Below are 18,945 nucleotides of genomic sequence, written 5' to 3'. Positions count from 1 at the left end.
GGCGGGCATGGACTTCTTCGCCTCCTACGACGGCATCAAGCTCGCCTACCACGTGTGCGGCGACGGCACCCCGGTGGTCTGCCTGCCCGGCGGGCCGATGCAGGCTTCCGCCTGTCTCGGCGACCTTGGCGGCCTCTCGGCGCACCGGCAGCTGATCATGGCGGATCTGCGGGGCACCGGGCGGTCCGCCAGGCCGGCGGACACCGCCTCGTACCGCTGCGACCGCCTTGTCGATGACGTCGAGGCTCTGCGCGAGCACCTTGAGCTCGACCGGATGGACCTGCTCGCCCATTCCGGGGGCACGAATCTGGCCGTGCTCTACGCGACTCGCCATCCGGAACGGGTCGGGAAGCTCGCTCTGATCGCCCCGAGCGTCGCCGCCGTCGGCATCACGATCACCGAAGAGGCCCGGCGGAAGAGCGCTCGGCTGCGCGAGGGCGAGCCCTGGTTCCCGGCGGCGTTCGCGGCCCTGGAGCAGGTCATGGCCGGCCAGGCCACCGGTGACGCCTTCCAGGCCATCGCGCCGTTCTGGTACGGCCGCTGGGACGAGACGGCCCAGGCGCACAAGGCCGCCGAGGACGAGCAGAGGAACAGCGAGGCGGCAGCCGTCTTCGGCTCCGAAGGTGCTTTCGCCCCCGAAGCCACCCGTGCCGCGCTCACCAGCCTCACCTCGCCGGTGCTGCTGCTCGCGGGCGAGGTGGACCTGAACTCCCCTCCCGCCGCGGTGACCGAACTCGCCCAGCTGTTTCCGCAGGCCGAGCTCGTCGTTCAAGCCGGGGCCGGACACTTTCCGTGGCTCGACGACGCCGGCCGGTTCGTGGCCACCACCTCGACGTTCCTGTCCGCAGGTCATGGCACCGATGACCCTTCCGTTCCAGAGACCTTCGCCGCCGCCAGGGGAGAGGTGCGTCCGGCAGGGTAGTAGCAGCCGGAGGTCACTTCCATGGAACAGCACGTGAGGGGGGCGACATGAAGGCAGCAGCGGGTGATCGGCTGATCGTCGAGGGCACGCGCGACGGCGAGCATCGCCGCGTGGGGCTCATCGTGGAGGTGGGACACGCTGACGGCTCGCCGCCGTACCTGGTTCGGTGGCTGGACGACGAACACGAGACCCTCGTTTTTCCGGGGCCGGATGCGCGAGTCGTCCATACCGTCCGATGAACGAGCAACGCCCCTGACCGCGTGCCCGGTTGCCGGAGGAACAGGGACTCCGCAGCCTGTCATGGTGTGCCTCCAGGGCGGTCACGGAGCTCGACGAGCAGGTCACGGCCGGTCACGCGGACGGAGGTGCCGAAGCGGGCGCAGGCGGTGGTGAAGCGGTCGCGGATCCAGCGCCAGTCGTCGCCGGTGGCCATGCGGGTGTGGGTGTAGTCCAGCTTGAGGGGCAGGGCACGCAGCCGCACCGGGCCGTGCTCGTCCAGGGTGACCAGCCACAGGAGTCCGAGGTCGTTGCGTTCCAGCGGGTCGGTGGCGTAGTCGTCGACGAAGTCGCCGAGGTCGTACAGGATGTGCGGGGCGACGCCGTGGAAGACGTGTGCCGAGTGGCCCGCCACAAGCGTGGCCCCGGACTCCAGCAGCGTGTGCGCGGTCGTGCGGATGTACGGCAGCGGCTCGGCGACCATGTTCGGGCCCCAGTGCGGAGTGAGGAGAACCAGGTCGGAGCGGTCGCGCAGGCTTGTGATCGTCTCTTTGACCCATGAGGGCGTCCCGGCGGCCAGATCGGCGTAGGCGATGCCGGCCCGGGAGGCGCCGGCGGCGAAGTCGGCGGGGTGGTCGGCGAAGGCGACGATCGCGAGCCGCAGGCCGCCGGCCTCGATCTGGAGCGGCCTGCGGGCCTCGGCGAGATGCTCTCCCGCACCCACATGGCGGATCCCGGCTTGCGCGAGGTGCCGGCAGGTGTCGCGCAGCGCGTCGTGACCGTAGTCGAGGGCGTGGTTGTTGGCCAGCGTGACGCAGTCGACGCCGAGCTCGGCCAGCAGGGCGGCGGCCTGCGGCGGCGCCCGGAAGTGAAAGCGCTTGCCCGGCCATGGCGTCCCCCGATCGGAGAGACAACATTCGAGGTTGAGCAGGACGAGATCCGCCTCGGCGAGGCGATCGCGTACCTCCGAGGAGAAGAAGGCGTCCGGCTCGGCGGTGCGCTCCAGCTTGTCGGCCACGCCGCGCCCCAGCATCGTGTCGCCCGCGAGGGCCAGTGTCAGCGACATGATCAGATCACCCCCGTTCTGGGCCGTCCCTACCTTCTGTGTACTTCCCGCCGCGGCAGGAACCCATCATGGAGAGGCCGGCCCGCCGCTGAGAGGGGCAGCCCGACCGGACTTCCGCCACAGGCCCGCGCACACCGCCCGCCTGAAGTCCGCGTTCTGACGGACGTACGCGCCCGCTCGCTTCTTACGTTCTACGTCGTTGAAACTTCATGCATCCGATGCTCCCGTACACCTTGGTGCTCCAGGTTTAGGTCGTTCACATATGAAGCACGAGATCGGGGCAATCACACATGCCACATGTCAACTTCACCGTTCGCCGAGGATCGGCTTCCTTGCGCCACCTCGCAGCAGTCTCGGTTGGCGTCGGTCTGGGGCTCCTCCCGTTGGCACAAGGCGCCTCGGCCGCCCCGAACGGGACGCCGCCGGCCCTGAGGGCCTGTCGAAGTTCCCGCGCGCGGTCTACTTCTCGGGCCATTCGCATCTGAACCTGAACGACCCGCGTTCGATCCACCAGAAGAACTTCACCGCGGTCAACGACTCCAGTTCGTCGTACATCGAGATCGACCACGGGTACCAGATGCTCGACGCGGAAGGCCGACTGGCCGATCGCTTCGAGACTCCCACCGCCCAGGGCCTGGCCGTCGAGGTCTATCCGGGCCGTACGGTCATCAACCGGATCAACCTCAACGCCGACCTCCACGACATCTACACCGGCGGGAAGTGGTCGGCGAACTGGAAGCCGCCGTTCCAGAGTGACGGGACGCTGGCCGGCAAGCCCTGGGAGATCAAGACGGCCGGCAGCGATGCCCAGGTCGTGGAGAACTTCACCTACACCGACGCCAACCGCAACCGTACTGCTCCGCGCTGGGTGTCATCGCACCCGCTCTCGGCACAGACCGGCAAGGACGGCCGGCTGGCGCTGCGCATCGAACAGGCCAAGGACGACGAGCTGGTGTACCACTACAAGGTGCGCGTCACCCGGGCCGACAACGGCACCGAGGTGCTCAGCACCAAGGTCGCCAACCGCTTCGACGTGGTGCCCGCCGCCGACTCCGTGGACATTCCGGTCCCGGTCACGCGCGACGGCGCGAAGTACCGTGCGGAGGTCGTCGCGGTCGACGCTCAGGGCAACCAGTCCCCTGTCGCCGTGGACGTGCTGAAGTAGCAGTCGCCTTCGACATTCCGTTACCGATCAGAACGGTCGGTAACGGCACTCTCTTCAGTCCGGCCCTCGCGAGCCTACGACCAGCGGGTCCGCCGTGCCGGCGGCCTTCACCCACCCGCTCGTCCGACCAGTCTCGCCTGGAACGGGGCCTGCCGGACCTGTCGCCATCATCCGCATGCCGACCTGCGCATCACGCCCGGCGGCGACGCGAGGGCCATTCAGGAGTGCTCCTCGTCCTCGTCGTCCTCGTCCCAGTCGTCGTCCTCGTCGTCCTCGTCGTCCCACAGGTCGCTGGGCTCCAGCGGGGTGTCGGCGTCGATGAGGGATTCATCGACCTCGCGCCGCCAGGCATGGCTGGTCTCCGGATCGGCCCAGGCCAGTTCGATGATCCTGGGGATGGGGATGGTGGCCTGCCGGTGTCCGACCATCCAGGAGTTGCGGAAGAAGTCGAACCTGAGGTGACGGCAGCCGTCCGACTCGTTGTAGATGATCGGCGGTACGAGGAACTGCTCCACGCCGACCTTGGCCGCGACGGTCAGGTAGTCCTCGGGGATGGACTCGTCGTTCCAGCAGGCGGCGAAGTTGACCGGCGTGAGGGCCTTCCTGCCGAGCACGTGGATGAGGTTGTCGCGGATGACGAACCGGTCCGGGTCGAGGGCCACGTCCTCACCGAGCATGAGGATCGGCGCGGGCAGGATGTGCGCCTTGGCGAAGGACTGCGCGTCCGTGTAGAGGTCGATGACCTCATCGAAGCGCGTGGGATCGAAACCGCCCGCCGTGTGGAACGGGCAGCACATCGAACCGGCCCGCTCCGGCTCGGGGAAGAACGCGGACTTGTCCACCCGTGTCATGACCGACCGGCTGTGCTTGTCCCGCAGGAACGCCGGGATCCAACCGGCGTCGTCCGCCTCGATCACCTCTGTCCGGCACAGTGCGCGGAACCCGGTGCCGCCGAGCTTGCAGTTGAAGTAGTCGAGCAGGGTGATGGCCGCGCACTCCGCCGCGGACAGCGCGTCGGACTTGGGAAACCAGAAGTCGTAGCCGTTGGCCACGAAGTGCACCCCGCGGAACTCCTTGTGCACGAAGGTCTCGCGAGCGGGTCCCGAGCCCGAGCCGCCCCAGTGGGCGGCGGCCACCTGGTTGTAGTACGCGTCGGCGTGCCGGGCCAGTTCCGGTGCGAACACGCTCTCACCGGTCAGGTAGCAGGCCTTGCTGAACAGCGCGCCGATCTCCGGTTCCTCGCTGATCTCGCCGGCGGCGAAGATGAGCTCGGTCCGCAGGAACACTTTGCGGCCGTCGAGGTAGGGGGCGCCCTCGTGCTCGTACCGCTGATCGAAGATCACGCACGTGAAGGCGTCGATCTCGCCGAACGCGGCGCCGCCGGCCAGGTCCAGCGCCGGTGAACCGGTGCCGCCGGTCAGGTACAGCAGCATGGTGTACCTGGAGACGTGCCCCCGGGCCGCGTCGTAGTACGGCGTGTCCCTGTGCAGGTGGAAGTTGGCGTCACCGGGCTCGAACCCGTTGCACCGGAACACCGGGTTCACATGCGAGAACCCCTCCGCGACCGACGGCGGCAACGCGTCGGCCGCCGCCGCGGTCAGCGCCTCGGCCAGCAGCGCGGAGTGGAAGATGAACCGTTCGCCGCCCCGCGAGGCGGCGTTCAGCGGCGGCAGGTACAGGTTCAGGCCGTCCAGCCGCGTCAGCAGGTCCCGGGCCTGCTCCGACGGGCGCAGCGAGAAGGCGAGCACCCCTTCCGCGCGCTCCGCCCGCTCGACCAGCTCCATCTCCAGCGGCACGGCCTCGAAGAGGCGGTCCAGCGGGACGATGTTCTCGAACGTGCGGAAGGACAACTCGTGCGGATCGGCGAAGACCGCCGCCAGGTACGGCGCGTCCGCGCTGGGCCGGGCGAACAGCTCCCGCACCCGCTCGTCGAGGTGCTCGGCGTCGATGAACCGTACGGCCTTGAACCGCGCCGACGGATGCCAGCAGACGTCCAGCCCGTTCACCGTCGCGGCCGGGGCGGCGTCGGTCGCGTCCACCTCCGCCCGGTAGCGGGCGGCCTCCTCGGCCGAGGCGGGCCCGGCCGACAGGGCGAAGAACCGGTCCCGAAGTTCGACGCTCACACGCACCTCCACAAACTCCGCAGCTCAGACGGAAGATTCTCGGCCTGTGCCAGTTTCCGTACGCCGTCCTGGCCCACATCGGCGTCGTACAACCACAGCCGGGTGAGTGACGTCGCGAACGGGGCGGCGAGCAGGGCCTCCGCGCCCGCCTCGCCGAGGTCGTTGTAGCGCAGGTCCAGCTCGGCCAGCCCGGTGAACCGGTGCAGGTGCCGCACGCCCTCGGCGCTCACCTTGTTGCGCTGCAGGTGCAGGCGGCGCAGCCCGCCCAGGGACGGGGAGGCCGCGAGCGCCGCCAGGCCTGTGTCGGCGACGCGGCAGTACCGCAGGTCAAGCGCTCGCAACCGGTCCGAGGTGAACAGCGTGGCGAGGAGTTCGGCGCCGTTGAAGCCGATGCTCAGATAGGCGAGGTCCAGCTCCGTGAGCCGCCCGAGATCCAGTCCGGCCAGGGCCCGCACGTCCAGGCTGCCCGGCCGCGGCTCGCCGGGGTCCACGGCCAGGTAGTCCTCGTCGTCCCCCTCCCATTCCTCGTCCTCCGGGGCGGGGCCCGGCGTGATTCTCAGCGTGGTGACGAACGGAGTCCGCAGCACCTGCGCCACCACCTCGCGGACGTCGTCCGACCACTCGACGGCCACCTCCGCGGCGAAGCCGTGCCGCCGGGCCAGCACCCGCGCCTGGTCCGGCAGCCCGTCGTCCCATCGGGACTCGTGCTCCGCGACGAGGTCGGCGATCTCGCGCCGCACGGCCGGCCGATCGGCGGGGCGGGTGCGCGGCAGGCCCTGTTCGAGGCGGATCAGCGTGCCTCTGGCGTCGCCCTGCTCCAGCAGCCGGTCGCTGTACGCGTGCCACGCGGCGAAGTCATCAGGTTGAGCCCGTAACGCGTCTTCAATGACCATGGCTTCCATTCGAACAAATGTACGGATCAAGCTTGACATGTCAAGACAAAGCCTCGATAAGCTACCGCTGACATGACCTTGCGCGCAGGCGTTCCGTCGTCACGAGCGCATGATCGCCGGCAGGAAGGGTCCCCACTGTGAACGCACCGGCTCCGGCCCGCGCGACGGCCGGTCCCGCCGAGGGAAGAGCGGCGTTCGAGCTCGCCGCCCGTGCCTGCTACCAGCGGATCGGGGTCCCGTTCCCGGAACGGGTCGGATGGGTGTCCTCACCGCTCGTCGGCGCGTTCGCCGCGCCCATCGCCGCCTGCCTGGCCACCGGCCACCGCAACAGCCGCGTCCTGGACTCGGTCTACCGCGCGGTGGACGACACGGCCGGCGAGACGATCGGGCGGGCCGTGCGCGACGCCGTCCAGGTCGCGGCGGACGGCGTGGTGCGCGATCCGGTGCACGGGGCCGCGGCGACCACCCTGCACGCCGAGATCGCCGCGACGGGACACCCCGCGTCGCGCGGCACGCCCACCGATGTGTGGGCCGCGATCGCCGAGGCCACGGACCGGGGCGTACGGGAGGCGGTGGACGCGGCGGTGGGCGACGTGCGCCAGGACACGATCCGCGGCGCCGTCCGCAGGTTACGGGAGGCCCGCCTGGCGAGCCACCGATCCGCCGCGGGCGCCTGGTGGTGGTGGGCGTTCCGTGACTTCGTCCTGTTCTGCCCGCCCCCGCCGCACGAGCCGCACCGGGAACAGCCCGGCGAGGGGACCGCCACGAGGAGCCGGCTGCACCGCGCCGACGGCCCCGCGGTCGCCTGGGCCGACGGGTTCGGGCTGCACTTCTGGCACGGCACCCCTGTCCCCCGGGCCGTCATCGACGACACCCTCACCGCCGACGAGATCGTCCGCGAGCCCAACGCCGAGATCCGCCGCTGCGCCATCGAACGCCGGGGCTGGGACCGCTTCGTCGTCGAGGCCCGCCTGGCCAGGGTCGGGCCCGCCGTACCCGATCCCGGCAACCCCGGCCAGACACTCACCCTGCACGATGTCCCCCCGGACGTCTATCCCGAGCGCGTGCGCGTCCTGCTGTGCACCAACGGCACCGTCGAACGGGACGGCACCCGCCGCCGCTTCGGCCTCACCGTCCCAGCCGACTGCGCCGACCCCGTCGAGGCCGCCGCCTGGACCTATGGTCTGACCTCCGCCCAGTACGCCCAGGCACAACGCCGATCCTGACCTCCGAGGAGCCCGAAGAAGATGCTCACCATCGAACAGGCCATCGCCGCCTTCGGCGTCGACGTCGACGAGCACCTCGACCGGCAGGCCGAGATTCCCGTCCTGTCCGGCCTGCAGTTCCAGGGCGACGTCGCCGTCGTGCCGGTCACCAGGCAGCCGGTCCGTACGCCCATCCCCGTCTCCGGCGTCCCGGTCGTCCGCGGCCAGGCCCAGGCCAACACCCACCTCCTGGTCGCGGACGGCAAGGCGTTCTTCACCCCTGACCGGTCCAGCGGCACACTCGTGCTCGGCGTACTGACCGTCGAGGAGGGCGCGACCGCCTACCTCGCGCACCCGGAACACGCCTTCACCGGCATCGCACCCGGCACCTACGAGCTGCGTCGCCAGCGCGAGCAGGCGGACCAGGTCCGGCTCGTCGCCGACTGAGGCCCAGGATCGCGGTGCTCATGCCGCCGACGAGGTGTTCGAGCGTGGCGTGGGCGAGCCCGGCGTCCGGAGGAACAGCAGATCATCCCCTCCTCAGGGTTCCCCGGCGGGCCGGTAACCCAGCCGGCCGCGCGTCGCGATGAGCACCAGGACCGCCGCCGTGGTGCCCGCCAGCAGCGTGACCCGGGACGCCAGCGCCGGCGTGGCGATGGACGGGAACATGTCCGCGTAGACGATCGACATGAAGTTGTTGATGCTGACGTGCAGCAGCATGACCAGCGGCAGGCTCTGCCCGGTCCGGTTGAAGACCCAGGTGACGACCACGCTGAACGCGCAGCAGAAGGCGATGAACTCGCCGACCCGCATCCAGGTGACGTCCGGCCAGCCGCCCCACTCGGTCAGGAACAGCGGCAGGTGCCAGACGCCCCACAATGGGCCGAGGAGCGCGGTGGCGCGCAGCGGGCCGAACCTGCGTTGCATGCGGTCCAGGGCGAAATCCCGCCATCCCGGCTCCTCCGCGAGCCCGGTGGTGACCATTTGGAGGATCAGGCCCGGTAGGTAGGCCACCAGCACGGCGACGGGCGGCATGGTGAGCTTCTCGCCGGCCATGGAGGCCGCGGTGACGATGATGGCGGCCGGGACGCCGAGCGCGGTCACCAGGTACCAGATCCCATTGACCCGCCATTTGGTCATCCGCCCGATCCAGCGGCGGACGCCTTCCCTTCCTTCCGTGACTCTGGTGACGATGTAGGCGGCGAAGACGGGCCCGAGATACGCGCCGGGGAGCACGCCCAGGAACTGCGTGGTGCCCAGCAGCGTGGGGAAGGTGAAGTCCAGGATCCCGAGCCCGTTCGCCGACAGGACGTAGGGCGTCCAGGCGGCCCAGCTCATCGCGTTGGCCAGGACGAAGAAAGCGAGTAACGGGCGGCGGCGGATGAAACCCTTGGGGGGCGTGTCGCGCTCGGCGACCGATCGGCTGTTGACTGCCATTCGGTGTTCCCTTGGGAGCGTGTGATGGACGCTCATCAGCACATCAGCCGCGGGCGTTCTGATCATTCCCCCCTACGCCCCGAAGAGAGGTACAGCCAGGGGTACCGCCGTCCCAGGGGCCGGGACGCCGGTCAGGAACGCCAGATGAAGGTCACGGCTCTGGAGCTTCGTGCAGCAAGGAGGGCGTCGTCGGGTGTCCAAGAGCGAGGCGTACTCTCGGTCGGTCGCCCGCACGCTTGTGACCAGGGATGACGTTCTACACCGAGGCGGCCTTGCCCTGGTGGCCGTTCAGCGGGCTTTCCTCTCCGCCCAACTGGCGCAACAGACTGCGATTGTCCGTGCGTACCCACTCCTCGACGAGACGACCCTGGTCATCGAAGCGGAAGATGTTGATGAGGTCGAACACGACACGTTCGCCGTTGGGCGGCAGCGGGCCGGCCGGTGACTGGGTGAACTCGCGGACGAAGGTGCCTTCGATCCAGGTCTGGCAGGCCAGGTGGTCGCCTTCGGCCACGATGATGCCGCGCTGGATCGAGCGGTCGTCAAACGCCTCGCGTACCGCCGCGAAGTAGGCTTCGAGCCCGGCGAAGCCGGACTCGAAGCCGTCCGGCCCATGAAAGCGGAACTTGTCGGTGTCGAAGTACGTCGCCGCCTCGGCCGGGTCCTCGCCCGACACCTCCAGCTCACCGGCGCGGATCAGGCGTGCCACAAGTTCTTCCCGAGTGAATTGCTTTGTCATGGCAACCAGCCTGCCCATTTCCTTTCATGTAGTCCAACGATGGTTACGCATTGATTCCATGAGTAATGCGCATGGTAGGTTCTGCGCCATGGCCGAGTTCACGCTTACCGGTCTCCGAGTCGTGCACCAGGTCGCCACCGCAGGATCGTTCACTCGGGCCGCCGAGATGCTCGGCTACACCCAGTCGGCCGTCTCCCGCCAGGTCGCCGCCATGGAGACGGCGGCTGGAGGGCCGCTCTTCGACCGCAGCCGACGTGGGGTGGCGCTCACCCCGGCCGGTCAGGTGCTCATCCGGCGCGCGACGGAGATCCTCGCCGACCTGGCGGCGACCGAGCACGAACTCGCAGGCCTGCGCGACCGGCTCGCCGGCCGCCTGACGATCGGCGCCTATCCCACCGCCGCCATGGCGCTGGTTCCGCGAGCGATGGCTCAGGTGACGGCCGGTCATCCGGGCCTCGCCGTGGTTCTGGAAGAGGCCTCGACGCCCGCCCTGCTCCGGCGGCTACGAACCGGCCGGCTGGACGTGGCGGTCATCGGGGTCGGCCACGGCTTGCCGGACTACGACCTGAACGAACTCCGGCAGACCACGCTGCTCCAAGGAAACCTCCTGGTGGCCGTCCCGGACACGCACCGGTTCGCCGACCACGCCCGCATCACCGTGCAGGACCTGGCCCAGGAGCACTGGATCGCCGGAGAGGGAGGGCCAGGCGAGCCGCAGTTCGGCGCCTGGCCGACCCTGTCCGCCCCCCACATCGCCCACACCTCACGCAGTTGGTCGACACGCCTCGGCCTGGTCGCGGCAGGTCTGGGCATCACGGTCATCCCCGACCTGGCCCTACCGGCCCTGCCTGCCGGCGTACGAGCCGTGGCCGTCACCGACAGCCACTGGACCGGCCGCGCGACCGTCGCCGTGACCAGGCCGCGCCCGCTCGCCCAGGCACAGGCGATGGTCACCGCCCTGCGGAACCAAGCCACCAGCCTCCGCAGCAGCGTTTCTCCTCATCGCTCGTCCACCGGGACAGGTCCGGTTCGCTCCGGAGCGCGTCATGCCGGTGCTGAGCGGCGATGACGTCGAGGGAGGTGGCGAGCCCTTCGCCGAGAGGCGTCAGGGAACAGGAGACCTTGGGAGGCGCGGAGGGTTCGACCTCGCGATGCACCAGGCCGTCGCGGACGAGGTCGCGCAGGTTCTGGGGCAACATCTTCTCGCTGATCCCTCCGACGCGATCGCGCAGGAGGTAGAAGCGCCGAGAGCCGGCTGGGCTACCGGCTGCAGCCGACGCACACCGCCGCGATCGTCCGGGCCCGCGATCTGGCACAGCCAGCGCACCACAGACCGGTTCAAAGCCGTTCCCGCGACTTCTCGATCTTCCAATATGCCGACTATCGGTATATAAAGATGCTGTGTCTAAGTTGCGCTCCTTACAGGAGCCTTCGTTCCTCATCCTGACCGCGCTGGCCGCCGCGCCCCAGCATGGCTACGGCATCATCACCGACGTCGAGCGCATTTCCGAGGGTGAGCTCCGGCTGCGGGCCGGCACCCTGTACGCCGCCCTGGACCGGCTGCAGGCCGAGGGGTTGATCGCCGAAGACCGGGAGGAGATCGTCGACGGGCGGCTTCGCCGCTACTACAGGCTCACCGAGGACGGCGGCCGCCGCCTGACCGCGGAGGCGGCGCGCCTTCAACGCAACGCACGAACGGCGGTCACCCGACTGCGTGCCCACCACATCGGAGGGACCGCGTGAGCGACCTGGAACGCCACTACCGCCGGCTTCTCCGCCTCTACCCCCGCGATCACCGAGCCAGACACGAGGAGGAGATGCTCGGCGTGCTCATGGCGGCGGCGGAGCCTGGCCGTCGCCGTCCGCATCCGCAGGACGTCGCCGACCTGATCGGTGGAGCGGCCGCCATTCGCTTACGCCGGCCCATCAGTCCGCAGTCTCTGATGTGGTGGCGCGACGCGGCCCGCGTCGCAGCCGTCCTCGGACCGCTGGTACTGCTGATCCAGCAGTTCCCCGCGACTGTCCGAGACATTGGGATGTATGTCCAGCGAGGACCGGAGCCAGGGGTGCTTTCGACGGGGGACGTCGTCGAGCAGACACTCGGGCTACTGGTCTACGTCGCCGTCACGGTGTCCGCCTGGCGTGATCACAGGTGGACCGCGGCCGGCCTGGCTTGGGCGTGGACCATCTGGTTCGGCACGGACATGATCATTCCGATGTACGGCTGGGGCTGGGGTCAGCTTCTCCCTCTCGGACTGGTCCTGCTCCCGTACGTGGCCGTGGCCGTGCTGCTGACGGGAACCGCCCATCCACTCCGCGGAGTGCAACTGGTCGGCCGACGCAGAATCCTGATCTGGTTCGCCGTCTTTCTCGGAGCCACAACAGTCATACGGCTGTTGGAGGCCAAGATGGTCCTGTGGTGGGAGTTGGTTCCGCTCGGCCTGACAGCACTCGTTTGCGGAATGGCCGCAGGATCCCCGCTGGGGCGCAGGAGCATCGTGCTTCTCGCCTCCGTCTTCCTCCCCGTCACGCTGAGGCCCGTTCTCGCTACAGCGATGTGGTCGTGGTGGGGGGAATCGTCCCTTACCGGCCTCACGCAGGCAATCGGCATGGTGTGTGCAGCCCTGGTCATCTTTGGGATCACCATCTACCTCGCCGGCAGACGCCAGGCCGCCGGCGCACCACCACGCGAAGCGGCTCGGCCTTGACGAAGTCGTGTTCTCGGGCGAACGGGATGGATGCGATGGCCGGGGAGATCGCGTGAGTCGCGCGCCTGTGGGATGGCTCGCCGGCCTCTCGCCGCCGGCGGGAATCGTCGCGGCGATCTGAGGGCCGGCGTCTGCGATCGAAGGCGCCAGACAGGCACACGGAGTGGTGGCCGTGCATTGCACGGACCTGACTGCCGGCAGCGAACTCCATTGTCGCCGAGCAGGTCGCCGCGCACGGCGATGACCTTCTGATGAGTGTCTGCGCGTTCGCGGCGGGCGTCCTGCTTTGTCTCGGGCGCAACCCGGCACGACTCACCTGGCTTGCGGCGCTCTGCTGGTTCGCAATCGTCCGGAGTTGATGGAGGCCTGCCGCCGCGCCCTGAACGACCCTCCTCGAAACCGTCCGGATCGAGGTGTCGCGCCTCAACGGCTCCTGAGGCTCCACACATTCCCTCGTCATGTCAGGGAGTACGCCGACAGCAGGGTGGAGCGCTGCTCGGGGCCGGGCAAGGAGTTCGCCGCCCCGCGACTCTAGGAAACGATTGTCTGCTGCTCGGAGGGGGCGTGAGCCTGGAGGAAGGTGCCGACGGCGACTCGGGCCAACTCCCGCAGTTCATCGTCGCCGAGGACCCGGGTGCCCATACGGCTGCGCGCCTCCAAGGGGCCCACGAGCAGGGCGAGCAGCTGCTCGGCCGCGAGCTCGGGGTCGATGGCACGCAGGCGCCCGGCCAGGATCAGGCGGGCCAGCCGATCGGCCAGCGCCTGGGTGAGCCGGTGCGGACCGAACTCGGTGACGACGTCGAGGATGTCGGGGAAACGGTTGAGCTCCGAGTAGAGCAGCCGTCGCAGCGCGCAGGAGTGCTCGTCGCAGTGCCGGCGCAGCAGCTCGTGGCCGACGCCTTCGAGGGTGGCGCGCAGGTCGTCGCCCGGTTCGACGAGCGGCTCCAGCGCTGCCAGGCGCCGCTGCAGGATGGCCTGCGCCGCGTGCTGGACGGCGTGCTTGAACAGGGTGGCCTTGTCGGTGAGGTGGTTGTAGACCGTCGGCTTGGCCACGCCCGCCTCGTCGGCGATGTCCTGGACGCCGGCCTGCGCGTAACCCAGCCGGGCGAACACGGCGAACGCGCCCCGCAGGATCGCCTGCCGCTTGTCGATCCGTCCGCGCGATGTGGTCATGGGCAAACTATACCAGTGGGTTCATCGAGATGAACGAACTAGTTGCATGCATACGCATCGGATAACTATGTTGAACCCGTGAGTTCAATAGACGATCGTTTGGCCCCCCGGCTCCTGGCGATGATCGCCGTGATCCTGCTCGGCGGACTGCTGGGCATTCTCAACAGCACGATGGCGGCCGTGGCCACCGGCACCCTGGCCACCGCCTTCGGCACCTCGCTCAGCACCGTCGGCTGGGCCTCGACAGGATTCCTGCTCGCCGTCACCGCCACCATCCCGTTCACCACATGGGCGGTCGACAGGTTCGGCGGCAAACGGCTCTGGCTGGCGGGCCTGGTGGTGTTCGCGGCGGGCTCGCTGACGGCGGGGCTGGCCTGGAACGTCGGCAGCCTGATCGCCTTCCGGGCCCTCCAGGGCGTCGGCGCCGGGATCCTGGACCCACTGGTGCTGATCCTGCTGGCCCGTGCCGCGGGACCGCGACACGCCGGACGGGTGATGGGGTTGATGGGAGTCGTGCTGTCGCTGGGGCCCGTCCTCGGGCCGGTCGCGGGCGGCGCCGTACTGAATGCCCTGAGCTGGCGCTGGATGTTCCTGCTCAGCGTGCCCGTCGGCATGCTCGCCTACCTGCTCGCGCGGCGCGTGGTGCCCGACGAGAGGCCGGCGGACCACGTACGGACCCGGCTGGACGTCCTGGGCCTGGCCCTGCTCGCGCCCGGTTTCGCGGCTCTGGTGCTGGCCCTGTCGCAGTCGGCCGAACAAGGCGGGCAGGTCGCCCTCCCGCTGCTCGTGGGCGCGGCGCTGATCGCCGGCTACGCCGCGCACGCATTGCGGAAGCGCGGCGCGCCGCCCCTGATCGAGCCCAGGCTGTTCGCCAACCGAGGCTTCGTCGCCGGCGTCGCCATCATGGGGCTCGGCGGCCTGGCCAACTTCGCCACCCTGTTCACCCTGCCGCTGTACTACCAGCAGGCACACGGGCACGGCGTACTGACCGCCGGGCTGCTGATGGCTCCCGTGGGACTGGGCGGGGCGATCGCCATGCCGCTGGCCGGACGGCTGTCGGACCGGTTCGGCGCGCGCGGCCTGGCCACGGCGGGCGCGATCCTGGCCGGGCTCAGCGCGCTGGCCTTCACCCGCATCGGCGCCGACACCGCCGAGATCTGGCCCGTGCTCGCCGCGCTGGCGATCGGGCTCGGCATGGGCTGCTTCAGCGCTCCGACCATGGGGTCGCTCTACCGCAGCCTGCCCGGCCCGCTGGTGGCTCAGGGCAGCTCCGTCCTCTACATGCTCAACCAGCTCGGCGCCGCGCTGGGCGTCGTCCTGGTCACTCTCGTCCTGCAGATCGCCGGTGACCCGATCACCGGCTTCCACGGCATCTTCTGGCTCACCCTCGCCATGATCGTGATCATTCTCGCCGTCGTCCCGCTCCTGCCCGCGCGTGAACCCGCTCTGACCGGAAAGGCATCCCTGTGAAGACCCTCGTGATCACCGGTGGCACCGACGGGATGGGCAGGGAGCTCGCCCGCACCTACCTGCGCCGCGGCGACACTGTCGTCATCGTCGGACGCGACAAGGGCAAAGCCCTGCCCGGCGCCCATTTCATCGCAGCTGACCTGAGCCTGGTCAGCGAGAACCGGCGCGTCGTCGACGAGCTCAACGCCGCCTATCCGGCCGTCGACGCACTTGTGCTGTGCGCCCGCTACTTCCGTTCCGCCCGGTTCGTCACCACCGAGGGCTTCGAGGCCACCTTCGCCCTGGAGTACCTGAGCCGCCACCTGCTCAGCCACGGTCTGACCGGTCCCGGGGTCGTCGTCAACGTGTCGGGGCCTGGCGTCCCGATCGGCCGCATCCACTGGGACGACCCGATGCTCGAACGCGGCTACGACGGCGTGGCGGCCCAGATGCAGGCCGGGCGCGCCAACGACCTGCTCGGCGTCGCCTTCACCGCCGAACGGGCGGCCAGCCGTACCCGATATGTCCTGATCAACCCAGGGCCGGTGTCCACCGCGTTCCGCGGCGAGTACGACGCCGCCACACGTGGCCACCGCCCCGAGCAGCGCAGGCGGTGGCCGTGTGTGTCGCCGGGGGCAGCACGTCGTCGCGTTCGAGGTCGCCCCGCCTGGCTCTCCGGTCGATGTCACAGCTTGAGCGTGGGCGCCGGGGACTCACTTGTGTGGCCATAGGCCGGCCAGGCGGGCGATGCGAAGACCGGCGTGCAGTTCCAGGCGGACCGCCCCGTCCGTGATGTCGCAGTCGATGACCTCGCGGATGCGGTCAAGCCGGTAGTAGAGCGTGCTGCGGTGGATGCGCAGGCGTCGTGCCGTGCCCTGGATCTCGCCGCCGCTGTCGAGGTAGCCCTCCAGGGTCATCGCGAGTTCGACGCCGTGGGGCGCGTTCAGCAGGCGTCGTACTCCGGCGGGGAGCTGGCCCGGCGTCAGGCGGTCGAGCGGCAGTTGCAGGAACAGGCGGTCGATGCCGAGATCCTGCCAGAAGACCCGCTTGCCGTAACGGTGCCGATCCAGCCGGGAGGCGCGGGAGGCGAGCTGGGCCTCGTGGTAGGAGTCCACCGCCTCCGTCAACGACGGTTTCACGCTGCCCACGCCCGCCACGACCTCTTCCAGGTCGGGCCCGGCGAGTGCGCGTTCAAGCCTGTCGTGGTTGACCGGACGCGGAAAGAGCACGATTCCCTCGGCCCCGAGAACGGCACCGACGATCTTCACGGTCGTCGATCTCGTGGTGAATTCAAGAGTTGCCTCGACGGCAAGTCGCGTCACCGACTTCGGCGACGATTCCGGGGCCTGGAGAACGAGAACCGAGTAATTCTCGACATCATCGATGAGGCCGTCCCGCACGAGGGTTTCGGCCGCCTTCGAGCGGGCCTCCGGCGATCCTCCGAGCAATGCCGCGAGCAGGTGCCTCGAATTCTCCTTGCCGTGCCTGCGTTCGGAGATCCGCAACGAGAGCAGCGCGCCCATTTCCGGCGCGGCGGATTCCAGGACTTCGAGGTCGTCGACGCACGGCGTTTCCCGATCCTCGACGTAGTAGACGTAGCCGAGCAGTTGCTGCTCGTGACGCAACGGCAGGACGACCAGCTCGCCGTCGTCCTGAGGCACCCGCACACCATGCTTGGCGTGGTGCAGCCGATGCTCCTTGACCAGCGACTTCGTCACCGGCGCCGTCGAGCCCGCGAGCAACCGCGCGAGCCGGGCGAGCCGGGCGTCGGTGTCATGGACGCTGAACGCCGCGATCTTCAGGTCGTGGTCGAGCACCACCAGCGCCACACCGAGGCGATCAGCCAGATCTTGGACGGCGTCATCAAGGCTCACCGGGGTTGCTCCTCTCCTGCGACACAACGTCGGATCGGCACCAACAAATAGCGACAGATCGTACGAAGCGCTTCAACAGGGTGTCTGTCTACGGTGGTGCGACAGCGCACAAGTTAGCAATGCGAGGGGTGAAAAGGCCAAGTCCCGCCGTCGCCTGGCGGGCCCGATCCCGGCCGTTCACCCGATCACTGCACATCCTGAGCAATGCCCGTACCTGACGGGAAGGAGCCCATTCTAGTGACCGAGCGCACCGTCGAAACCCATGGCTATTCCACTTTCTTCCTGGAAAGCGGCGACGAGGCCCACGAGACCGTAATTCTGCTGCACGGCGGCGGCCCCGGCGCCAACGCGGTGTCGAACTGGAGCGGCTTCATTCCCGCCCTGAGCGACGACTATCACGTGCTGGCTCCCGACCTCGTCGGCTACGGCCGCACCGACCATCCCGAGGACATGCCGGACAGCCTGACAGGTTGGATGCGCATGCGGGTCGAGCAGGTGCTCGCTCTGATGGACGTCCGCGGGATCGAGCGGGCGCACCTGGTCGGCAACTCGATGGGCGGCGCGCTCGCCATGCACCTGGTGATGACGGCGCCGGAGCGCTTCGCCCGGATCTCCCTGATGGGCAGCGCGGGCGGGCACTCGCAGCCGACGCCCGAGGTCATGCGGATGGTGTCCTTCTACAAGGATCCGACGATCAGCGCGCTGGAGAACCTCACCAAGTGGTTCGTCTTCGACGAGGACGCGCTGGGCACGTCGATCTCGGAGATCACCGAGACGCGCTACAAGGAGGTCATGCGGCCCGAGGTGCGGCGTTCGTTCGAGCGCTTCTTCTCCTCCTCCCCCGCCGAGATGGCCGTACCGCCGTCGGCGCTGCGCCGGATGCCCCACCCGTTCCTCATCGTGCACGGCCGTGAGGACCGTTTCGTCACCCCCGACTCCAGCGTCTTCCTGCAGCAGCACCTGCCCAACGCGCAACTGCACATCTTCCCCCACTGCGGCCACTGGGTGCAGATCGAGCGCGCCGCCCAGTACGCGGCGCTGCTGCGCGGCTTCCTCACCGACGCGTTCTGACCTCGTACGACCAGGAGACATCAGGCATGGACATCAAGCAGCTCGGCTACCTCGGCCTGTCCGCGCGCGAGCCGGACGCCTTCACCACGTACGCCACGGACATCCTCGGCATGCAGCGAGTCGCGGGAGAGGACGGCGCCACCCACTTCCGCATCGACGACGTGCACCACCGCGTCACCGTCGAGGCGGGAGAGCAGGACGGCGGCGCGTACTACGGCTGGGAGATCGCCGACGCCGACTCGCTGAGCGCCGCGCTCGACGAGCTGAGCGACCACGGCGTCGTGGCCCACCAGGCGACGCAGCGCGAGCTGGAGATCCGCCGCGTGGCCGGCATGGCGCACTTCCTCGACCCCGCGGGCAACCGGGTCGAGCTGTTCCACGGGGCCTCGCAGGGTGAGGGGCAGTTCACCTCGGCGCGGGACATCGAGCGGTTCGTCACGGGCGACCTCGGCCTCGGCCATGTCGTGCTCGCCAGCCCGGACGTGGCGGCCCAGCAACGTTTCTACACCGACGTCCTCGGCTTCAAGATCAGCGACACGATGCGCGTGCCGTTCCAGGCCACGTTCCTGCACACGAACCCGCGCCACCACAGCATCGCCTTCGTGGACGGCCCGTTCTTCGGCATCCACCAGCCGTTCCTGCACCACTTCATGCTGGAGGTCCCCGACATGGACCAGGTCGGCCGGACCTACGACCTCGTGCTCGACCGCGACGTCCCGGTCACCATGACGCTCGGCCGGCACAGCAACGACCAGATGTTCTCCTTCTACGCGGAGTCCCCCGTCGGGGTGCATACCGAGTTCGGCAGCGGCGGCGTCCTCATCGACGACGCGACCTGGCAGGTCACCGAGATCCCCGGCCCCGATCTCTGGGGCCACCGGCACTGACGTCACCCTTCTAGGAG

At 69.3% G+C, this 18,945-nt stretch carries 20 protein-coding genes; 12 read left to right on the top strand and 8 right to left on the bottom strand.

Annotation, left to right across the window (positions count from 1 at the left end):
- Positions 1 to 7 precede the first annotated feature (7 nt).
- Both IEZ27_RS37215 and IEZ27_RS37210 read left to right on the top strand, forming a co-directional pair.
- Positions 8 to 922: an alpha/beta fold hydrolase gene (locus IEZ27_RS37215; protein ID WP_189651557.1), complete on the top strand. Its 915-nt coding sequence runs from the start codon at positions 8 to 10 to the stop codon at positions 920 to 922.
- Positions 923 to 969: 47 nt separating this feature from the next.
- Positions 970 to 1,161, top strand: a complete 192-nt coding sequence (locus IEZ27_RS37210) for a DUF1918 domain-containing protein (protein ID WP_189651556.1) — start codon at positions 970 to 972, stop codon at positions 1,159 to 1,161.
- Positions 1,162 to 1,220: 59 nt separating this feature from the next.
- Here the strand turns inward: IEZ27_RS37210 and IEZ27_RS37205 are convergent, their stop codons facing one another.
- Positions 1,221 to 2,204, bottom strand: coding sequence for a CapA family protein (locus IEZ27_RS37205; RefSeq protein ID WP_189651555.1), 984 nt, complete (start codon positions 2,202 to 2,204; stop codon positions 1,221 to 1,223).
- Between the two features lie 262 nt (positions 2,205 to 2,466).
- Between IEZ27_RS37205 and IEZ27_RS37200 the strand changes: the two genes are divergently transcribed.
- Positions 2,467 to 3,369, top strand: a complete 903-nt coding sequence (locus IEZ27_RS37200; protein ID WP_189651554.1) for a hypothetical protein — start codon at positions 2,467 to 2,469, stop codon at positions 3,367 to 3,369.
- A 218-nt stretch (positions 3,370 to 3,587) separates the two neighbouring features.
- On the opposite strand, the gene IEZ27_RS37195 is transcribed toward IEZ27_RS37200, so the two are convergent.
- Both IEZ27_RS37195 and IEZ27_RS37190 read right to left on the bottom strand, forming a co-directional pair.
- The gene (locus IEZ27_RS37195; RefSeq protein WP_189651553.1) at positions 3,588 to 5,492 is read right to left on the bottom strand and encodes a hypothetical protein; all 1,905 of its coding nucleotides are present in this window, start codon (positions 5,490 to 5,492) and stop codon (positions 3,588 to 3,590) included.
- Positions 5,489 to 6,385, bottom strand: a complete 897-nt coding sequence (locus IEZ27_RS37190; RefSeq protein WP_189651552.1) for a leucine-rich repeat domain-containing protein — start codon at positions 6,383 to 6,385, stop codon at positions 5,489 to 5,491. Before IEZ27_RS37190 ends, IEZ27_RS37195 begins: the two co-directional genes overlap by 4 nt.
- Before the next feature lie 137 nt (positions 6,386 to 6,522).
- Between IEZ27_RS37190 and IEZ27_RS37185 the strand changes: the two genes are divergently transcribed.
- Positions 6,523 to 7,611, top strand: coding sequence for a DUF6745 domain-containing protein (locus IEZ27_RS37185; RefSeq protein WP_189651551.1), 1,089 nt, complete (start codon positions 6,523 to 6,525; stop codon positions 7,609 to 7,611).
- 21 nt (positions 7,612 to 7,632) lie between these two features.
- Positions 7,633 to 8,037, top strand: coding sequence for a hypothetical protein (locus IEZ27_RS37180; protein ID WP_189651550.1), 405 nt, complete (start codon positions 7,633 to 7,635; stop codon positions 8,035 to 8,037).
- A gap of 93 nt (positions 8,038 to 8,130) precedes the next feature.
- Here the strand turns inward: IEZ27_RS37180 and IEZ27_RS37175 are convergent, their stop codons facing one another.
- A complete protein-coding gene (locus tag IEZ27_RS37175) occupies positions 8,131 to 9,027 on the bottom strand; it encodes a CPBP family intramembrane glutamic endopeptidase (protein WP_189651549.1) in 897 nt (298 codons plus the stop codon).
- Positions 9,028 to 9,283: 256 nt separating this feature from the next.
- Positions 9,284 to 9,736: an ester cyclase gene (locus tag IEZ27_RS37170; RefSeq protein ID WP_229824694.1), complete on the bottom strand. Its 453-nt coding sequence runs from the start codon at positions 9,734 to 9,736 to the stop codon at positions 9,284 to 9,286.
- Between the two features lie 118 nt (positions 9,737 to 9,854).
- Between IEZ27_RS37170 and IEZ27_RS37165 the strand changes: the two genes are divergently transcribed.
- Entirely contained in the window at positions 9,855 to 10,835 is a 981-nt protein-coding gene (locus tag IEZ27_RS37165) for a LysR family transcriptional regulator (protein ID WP_189651547.1), read from the top strand.
- Here the strand turns inward: IEZ27_RS37165 and IEZ27_RS54360 are convergent.
- Positions 10,717 to 10,965 (bottom strand): winged helix-turn-helix transcriptional regulator, encoded by a 249-nt coding sequence (locus IEZ27_RS54360; RefSeq protein WP_229824693.1) that lies wholly within the window; start codon positions 10,963 to 10,965, stop codon positions 10,717 to 10,719. The genes IEZ27_RS37165 and IEZ27_RS54360 overlap by 119 nt on opposite strands.
- 202 nt (positions 10,966 to 11,167) lie before the next feature.
- Here IEZ27_RS54360 and IEZ27_RS37155 point away from each other — a divergent pair, with 202 nt between their 5' ends.
- Both IEZ27_RS37155 and IEZ27_RS37150 read left to right on the top strand, forming a co-directional pair.
- Positions 11,168 to 11,509 (top strand): PadR family transcriptional regulator, encoded by a 342-nt coding sequence (locus tag IEZ27_RS37155; RefSeq protein WP_229824692.1) that lies wholly within the window; start codon positions 11,168 to 11,170, stop codon positions 11,507 to 11,509.
- The gene (locus tag IEZ27_RS37150; protein WP_189651545.1) at positions 11,506 to 12,474 is read left to right on the top strand and encodes a hypothetical protein; all 969 of its coding nucleotides are present in this window, start codon (positions 11,506 to 11,508) and stop codon (positions 12,472 to 12,474) included. The genes IEZ27_RS37155 and IEZ27_RS37150 overlap by 4 nt, the downstream gene beginning before the upstream one ends.
- A gap of 531 nt (positions 12,475 to 13,005) precedes the next feature.
- On the opposite strand, the gene IEZ27_RS37145 is transcribed toward IEZ27_RS37150, so the two are convergent.
- Positions 13,006 to 13,647 carry a TetR/AcrR family transcriptional regulator gene (locus IEZ27_RS37145; RefSeq protein WP_189651544.1) on the bottom strand — a complete coding sequence of 214 codons (642 nt, stop codon included), beginning with the start codon at positions 13,645 to 13,647 and terminating at the stop codon, positions 13,006 to 13,008.
- A gap of 120 nt (positions 13,648 to 13,767) precedes the next feature.
- Between IEZ27_RS37145 and IEZ27_RS37140 the strand changes: the two genes are divergently transcribed.
- The gene (locus tag IEZ27_RS37140; RefSeq protein WP_229824691.1) at positions 13,768 to 15,117 is read left to right on the top strand and encodes a DHA2 family efflux MFS transporter permease subunit; all 1,350 of its coding nucleotides are present in this window, start codon (positions 13,768 to 13,770) and stop codon (positions 15,115 to 15,117) included.
- On the top strand, positions 15,114 to 15,827 hold the full coding sequence (locus IEZ27_RS37135; protein WP_189651542.1) for an SDR family NAD(P)-dependent oxidoreductase: 714 nt from the start codon (positions 15,114 to 15,116) through the stop codon (positions 15,825 to 15,827). Before IEZ27_RS37140 ends, IEZ27_RS37135 begins: the two co-directional genes overlap by 4 nt.
- Here the strand turns inward: IEZ27_RS37135 and IEZ27_RS37130 are convergent.
- A complete protein-coding gene (locus IEZ27_RS37130; RefSeq protein WP_189651541.1) occupies positions 15,810 to 16,970 on the bottom strand; it encodes a PucR family transcriptional regulator in 1,161 nt (386 codons plus the stop codon). The genes IEZ27_RS37135 and IEZ27_RS37130 overlap by 18 nt on opposite strands.
- Before the next feature lie 237 nt (positions 16,971 to 17,207).
- Here IEZ27_RS37130 and IEZ27_RS37125 point away from each other — a divergent pair, with 237 nt between their 5' ends.
- Positions 17,208 to 18,041 carry an alpha/beta fold hydrolase gene (locus IEZ27_RS37125; protein ID WP_229824690.1) on the top strand — a complete coding sequence of 278 codons (834 nt, stop codon included), beginning with the start codon at positions 17,208 to 17,210 and terminating at the stop codon, positions 18,039 to 18,041.
- Positions 18,042 to 18,067: 26 nt separating this feature from the next.
- Positions 18,068 to 18,928 (top strand): VOC family protein, encoded by an 861-nt coding sequence (locus IEZ27_RS37120; RefSeq protein WP_189651539.1) that lies wholly within the window; start codon positions 18,068 to 18,070, stop codon positions 18,926 to 18,928.
- Positions 18,929 to 18,945: the final 17 nt, after the last annotated feature.

The sequence above is a fragment of the Nonomuraea spiralis genome (assembly GCF_014648435.1).
GTDB lineage: Bacteria > Actinomycetota > Actinomycetes > Streptosporangiales > Streptosporangiaceae > Nonomuraea > Nonomuraea spiralis.
Note: the sequence above shows the minus strand (reverse complement) of the source record. Positions and strands in the feature narration are given on the sequence as shown.

Coding starts and splice junctions, on each gene's coding strand:
- IEZ27_RS37215 (WP_189651557.1), top strand. CDS start 8: ATGGACTTCTTCGCCTCCTACGACGGCATCAAGCTCGCCTACCACGTG.
- IEZ27_RS37210 (WP_189651556.1), top strand. CDS start 970: ATGAAGGCAGCAGCGGGTGATCGGCTGATCGTCGAGGGCACGCGCGAC.
- IEZ27_RS37205 (WP_189651555.1), bottom strand. CDS start 2,204: ATGTCGCTGACACTGGCCCTCGCGGGCGACACGATGCTGGGGCGCGGC.
- IEZ27_RS37200 (WP_189651554.1), top strand. CDS start 2,467: ATGAAGCACGAGATCGGGGCAATCACACATGCCACATGTCAACTTCAC.
- IEZ27_RS37190 (WP_189651552.1), bottom strand. CDS start 6,385: ATGGTCATTGAAGACGCGTTACGGGCTCAACCTGATGACTTCGCCGCG.
- IEZ27_RS37180 (WP_189651550.1), top strand. CDS start 7,633: ATGCTCACCATCGAACAGGCCATCGCCGCCTTCGGCGTCGACGTCGAC.
- IEZ27_RS37175 (WP_189651549.1), bottom strand. CDS start 9,027: ATGGCAGTCAACAGCCGATCGGTCGCCGAGCGCGACACGCCCCCCAAG.
- IEZ27_RS37165 (WP_189651547.1), top strand. CDS start 9,855: ATGGCCGAGTTCACGCTTACCGGTCTCCGAGTCGTGCACCAGGTCGCC.
- IEZ27_RS54360 (WP_229824693.1), bottom strand. CDS start 10,965: ATGTTGCCCCAGAACCTGCGCGACCTCGTCCGCGACGGCCTGGTGCAT.
- IEZ27_RS37145 (WP_189651544.1), bottom strand. CDS start 13,647: ATGACCACATCGCGCGGACGGATCGACAAGCGGCAGGCGATCCTGCGG.
- IEZ27_RS37140 (WP_229824691.1), top strand. CDS start 13,768: ATGATCGCCGTGATCCTGCTCGGCGGACTGCTGGGCATTCTCAACAGC.
- IEZ27_RS37120 (WP_189651539.1), top strand. CDS start 18,068: ATGGACATCAAGCAGCTCGGCTACCTCGGCCTGTCCGCGCGCGAGCCG.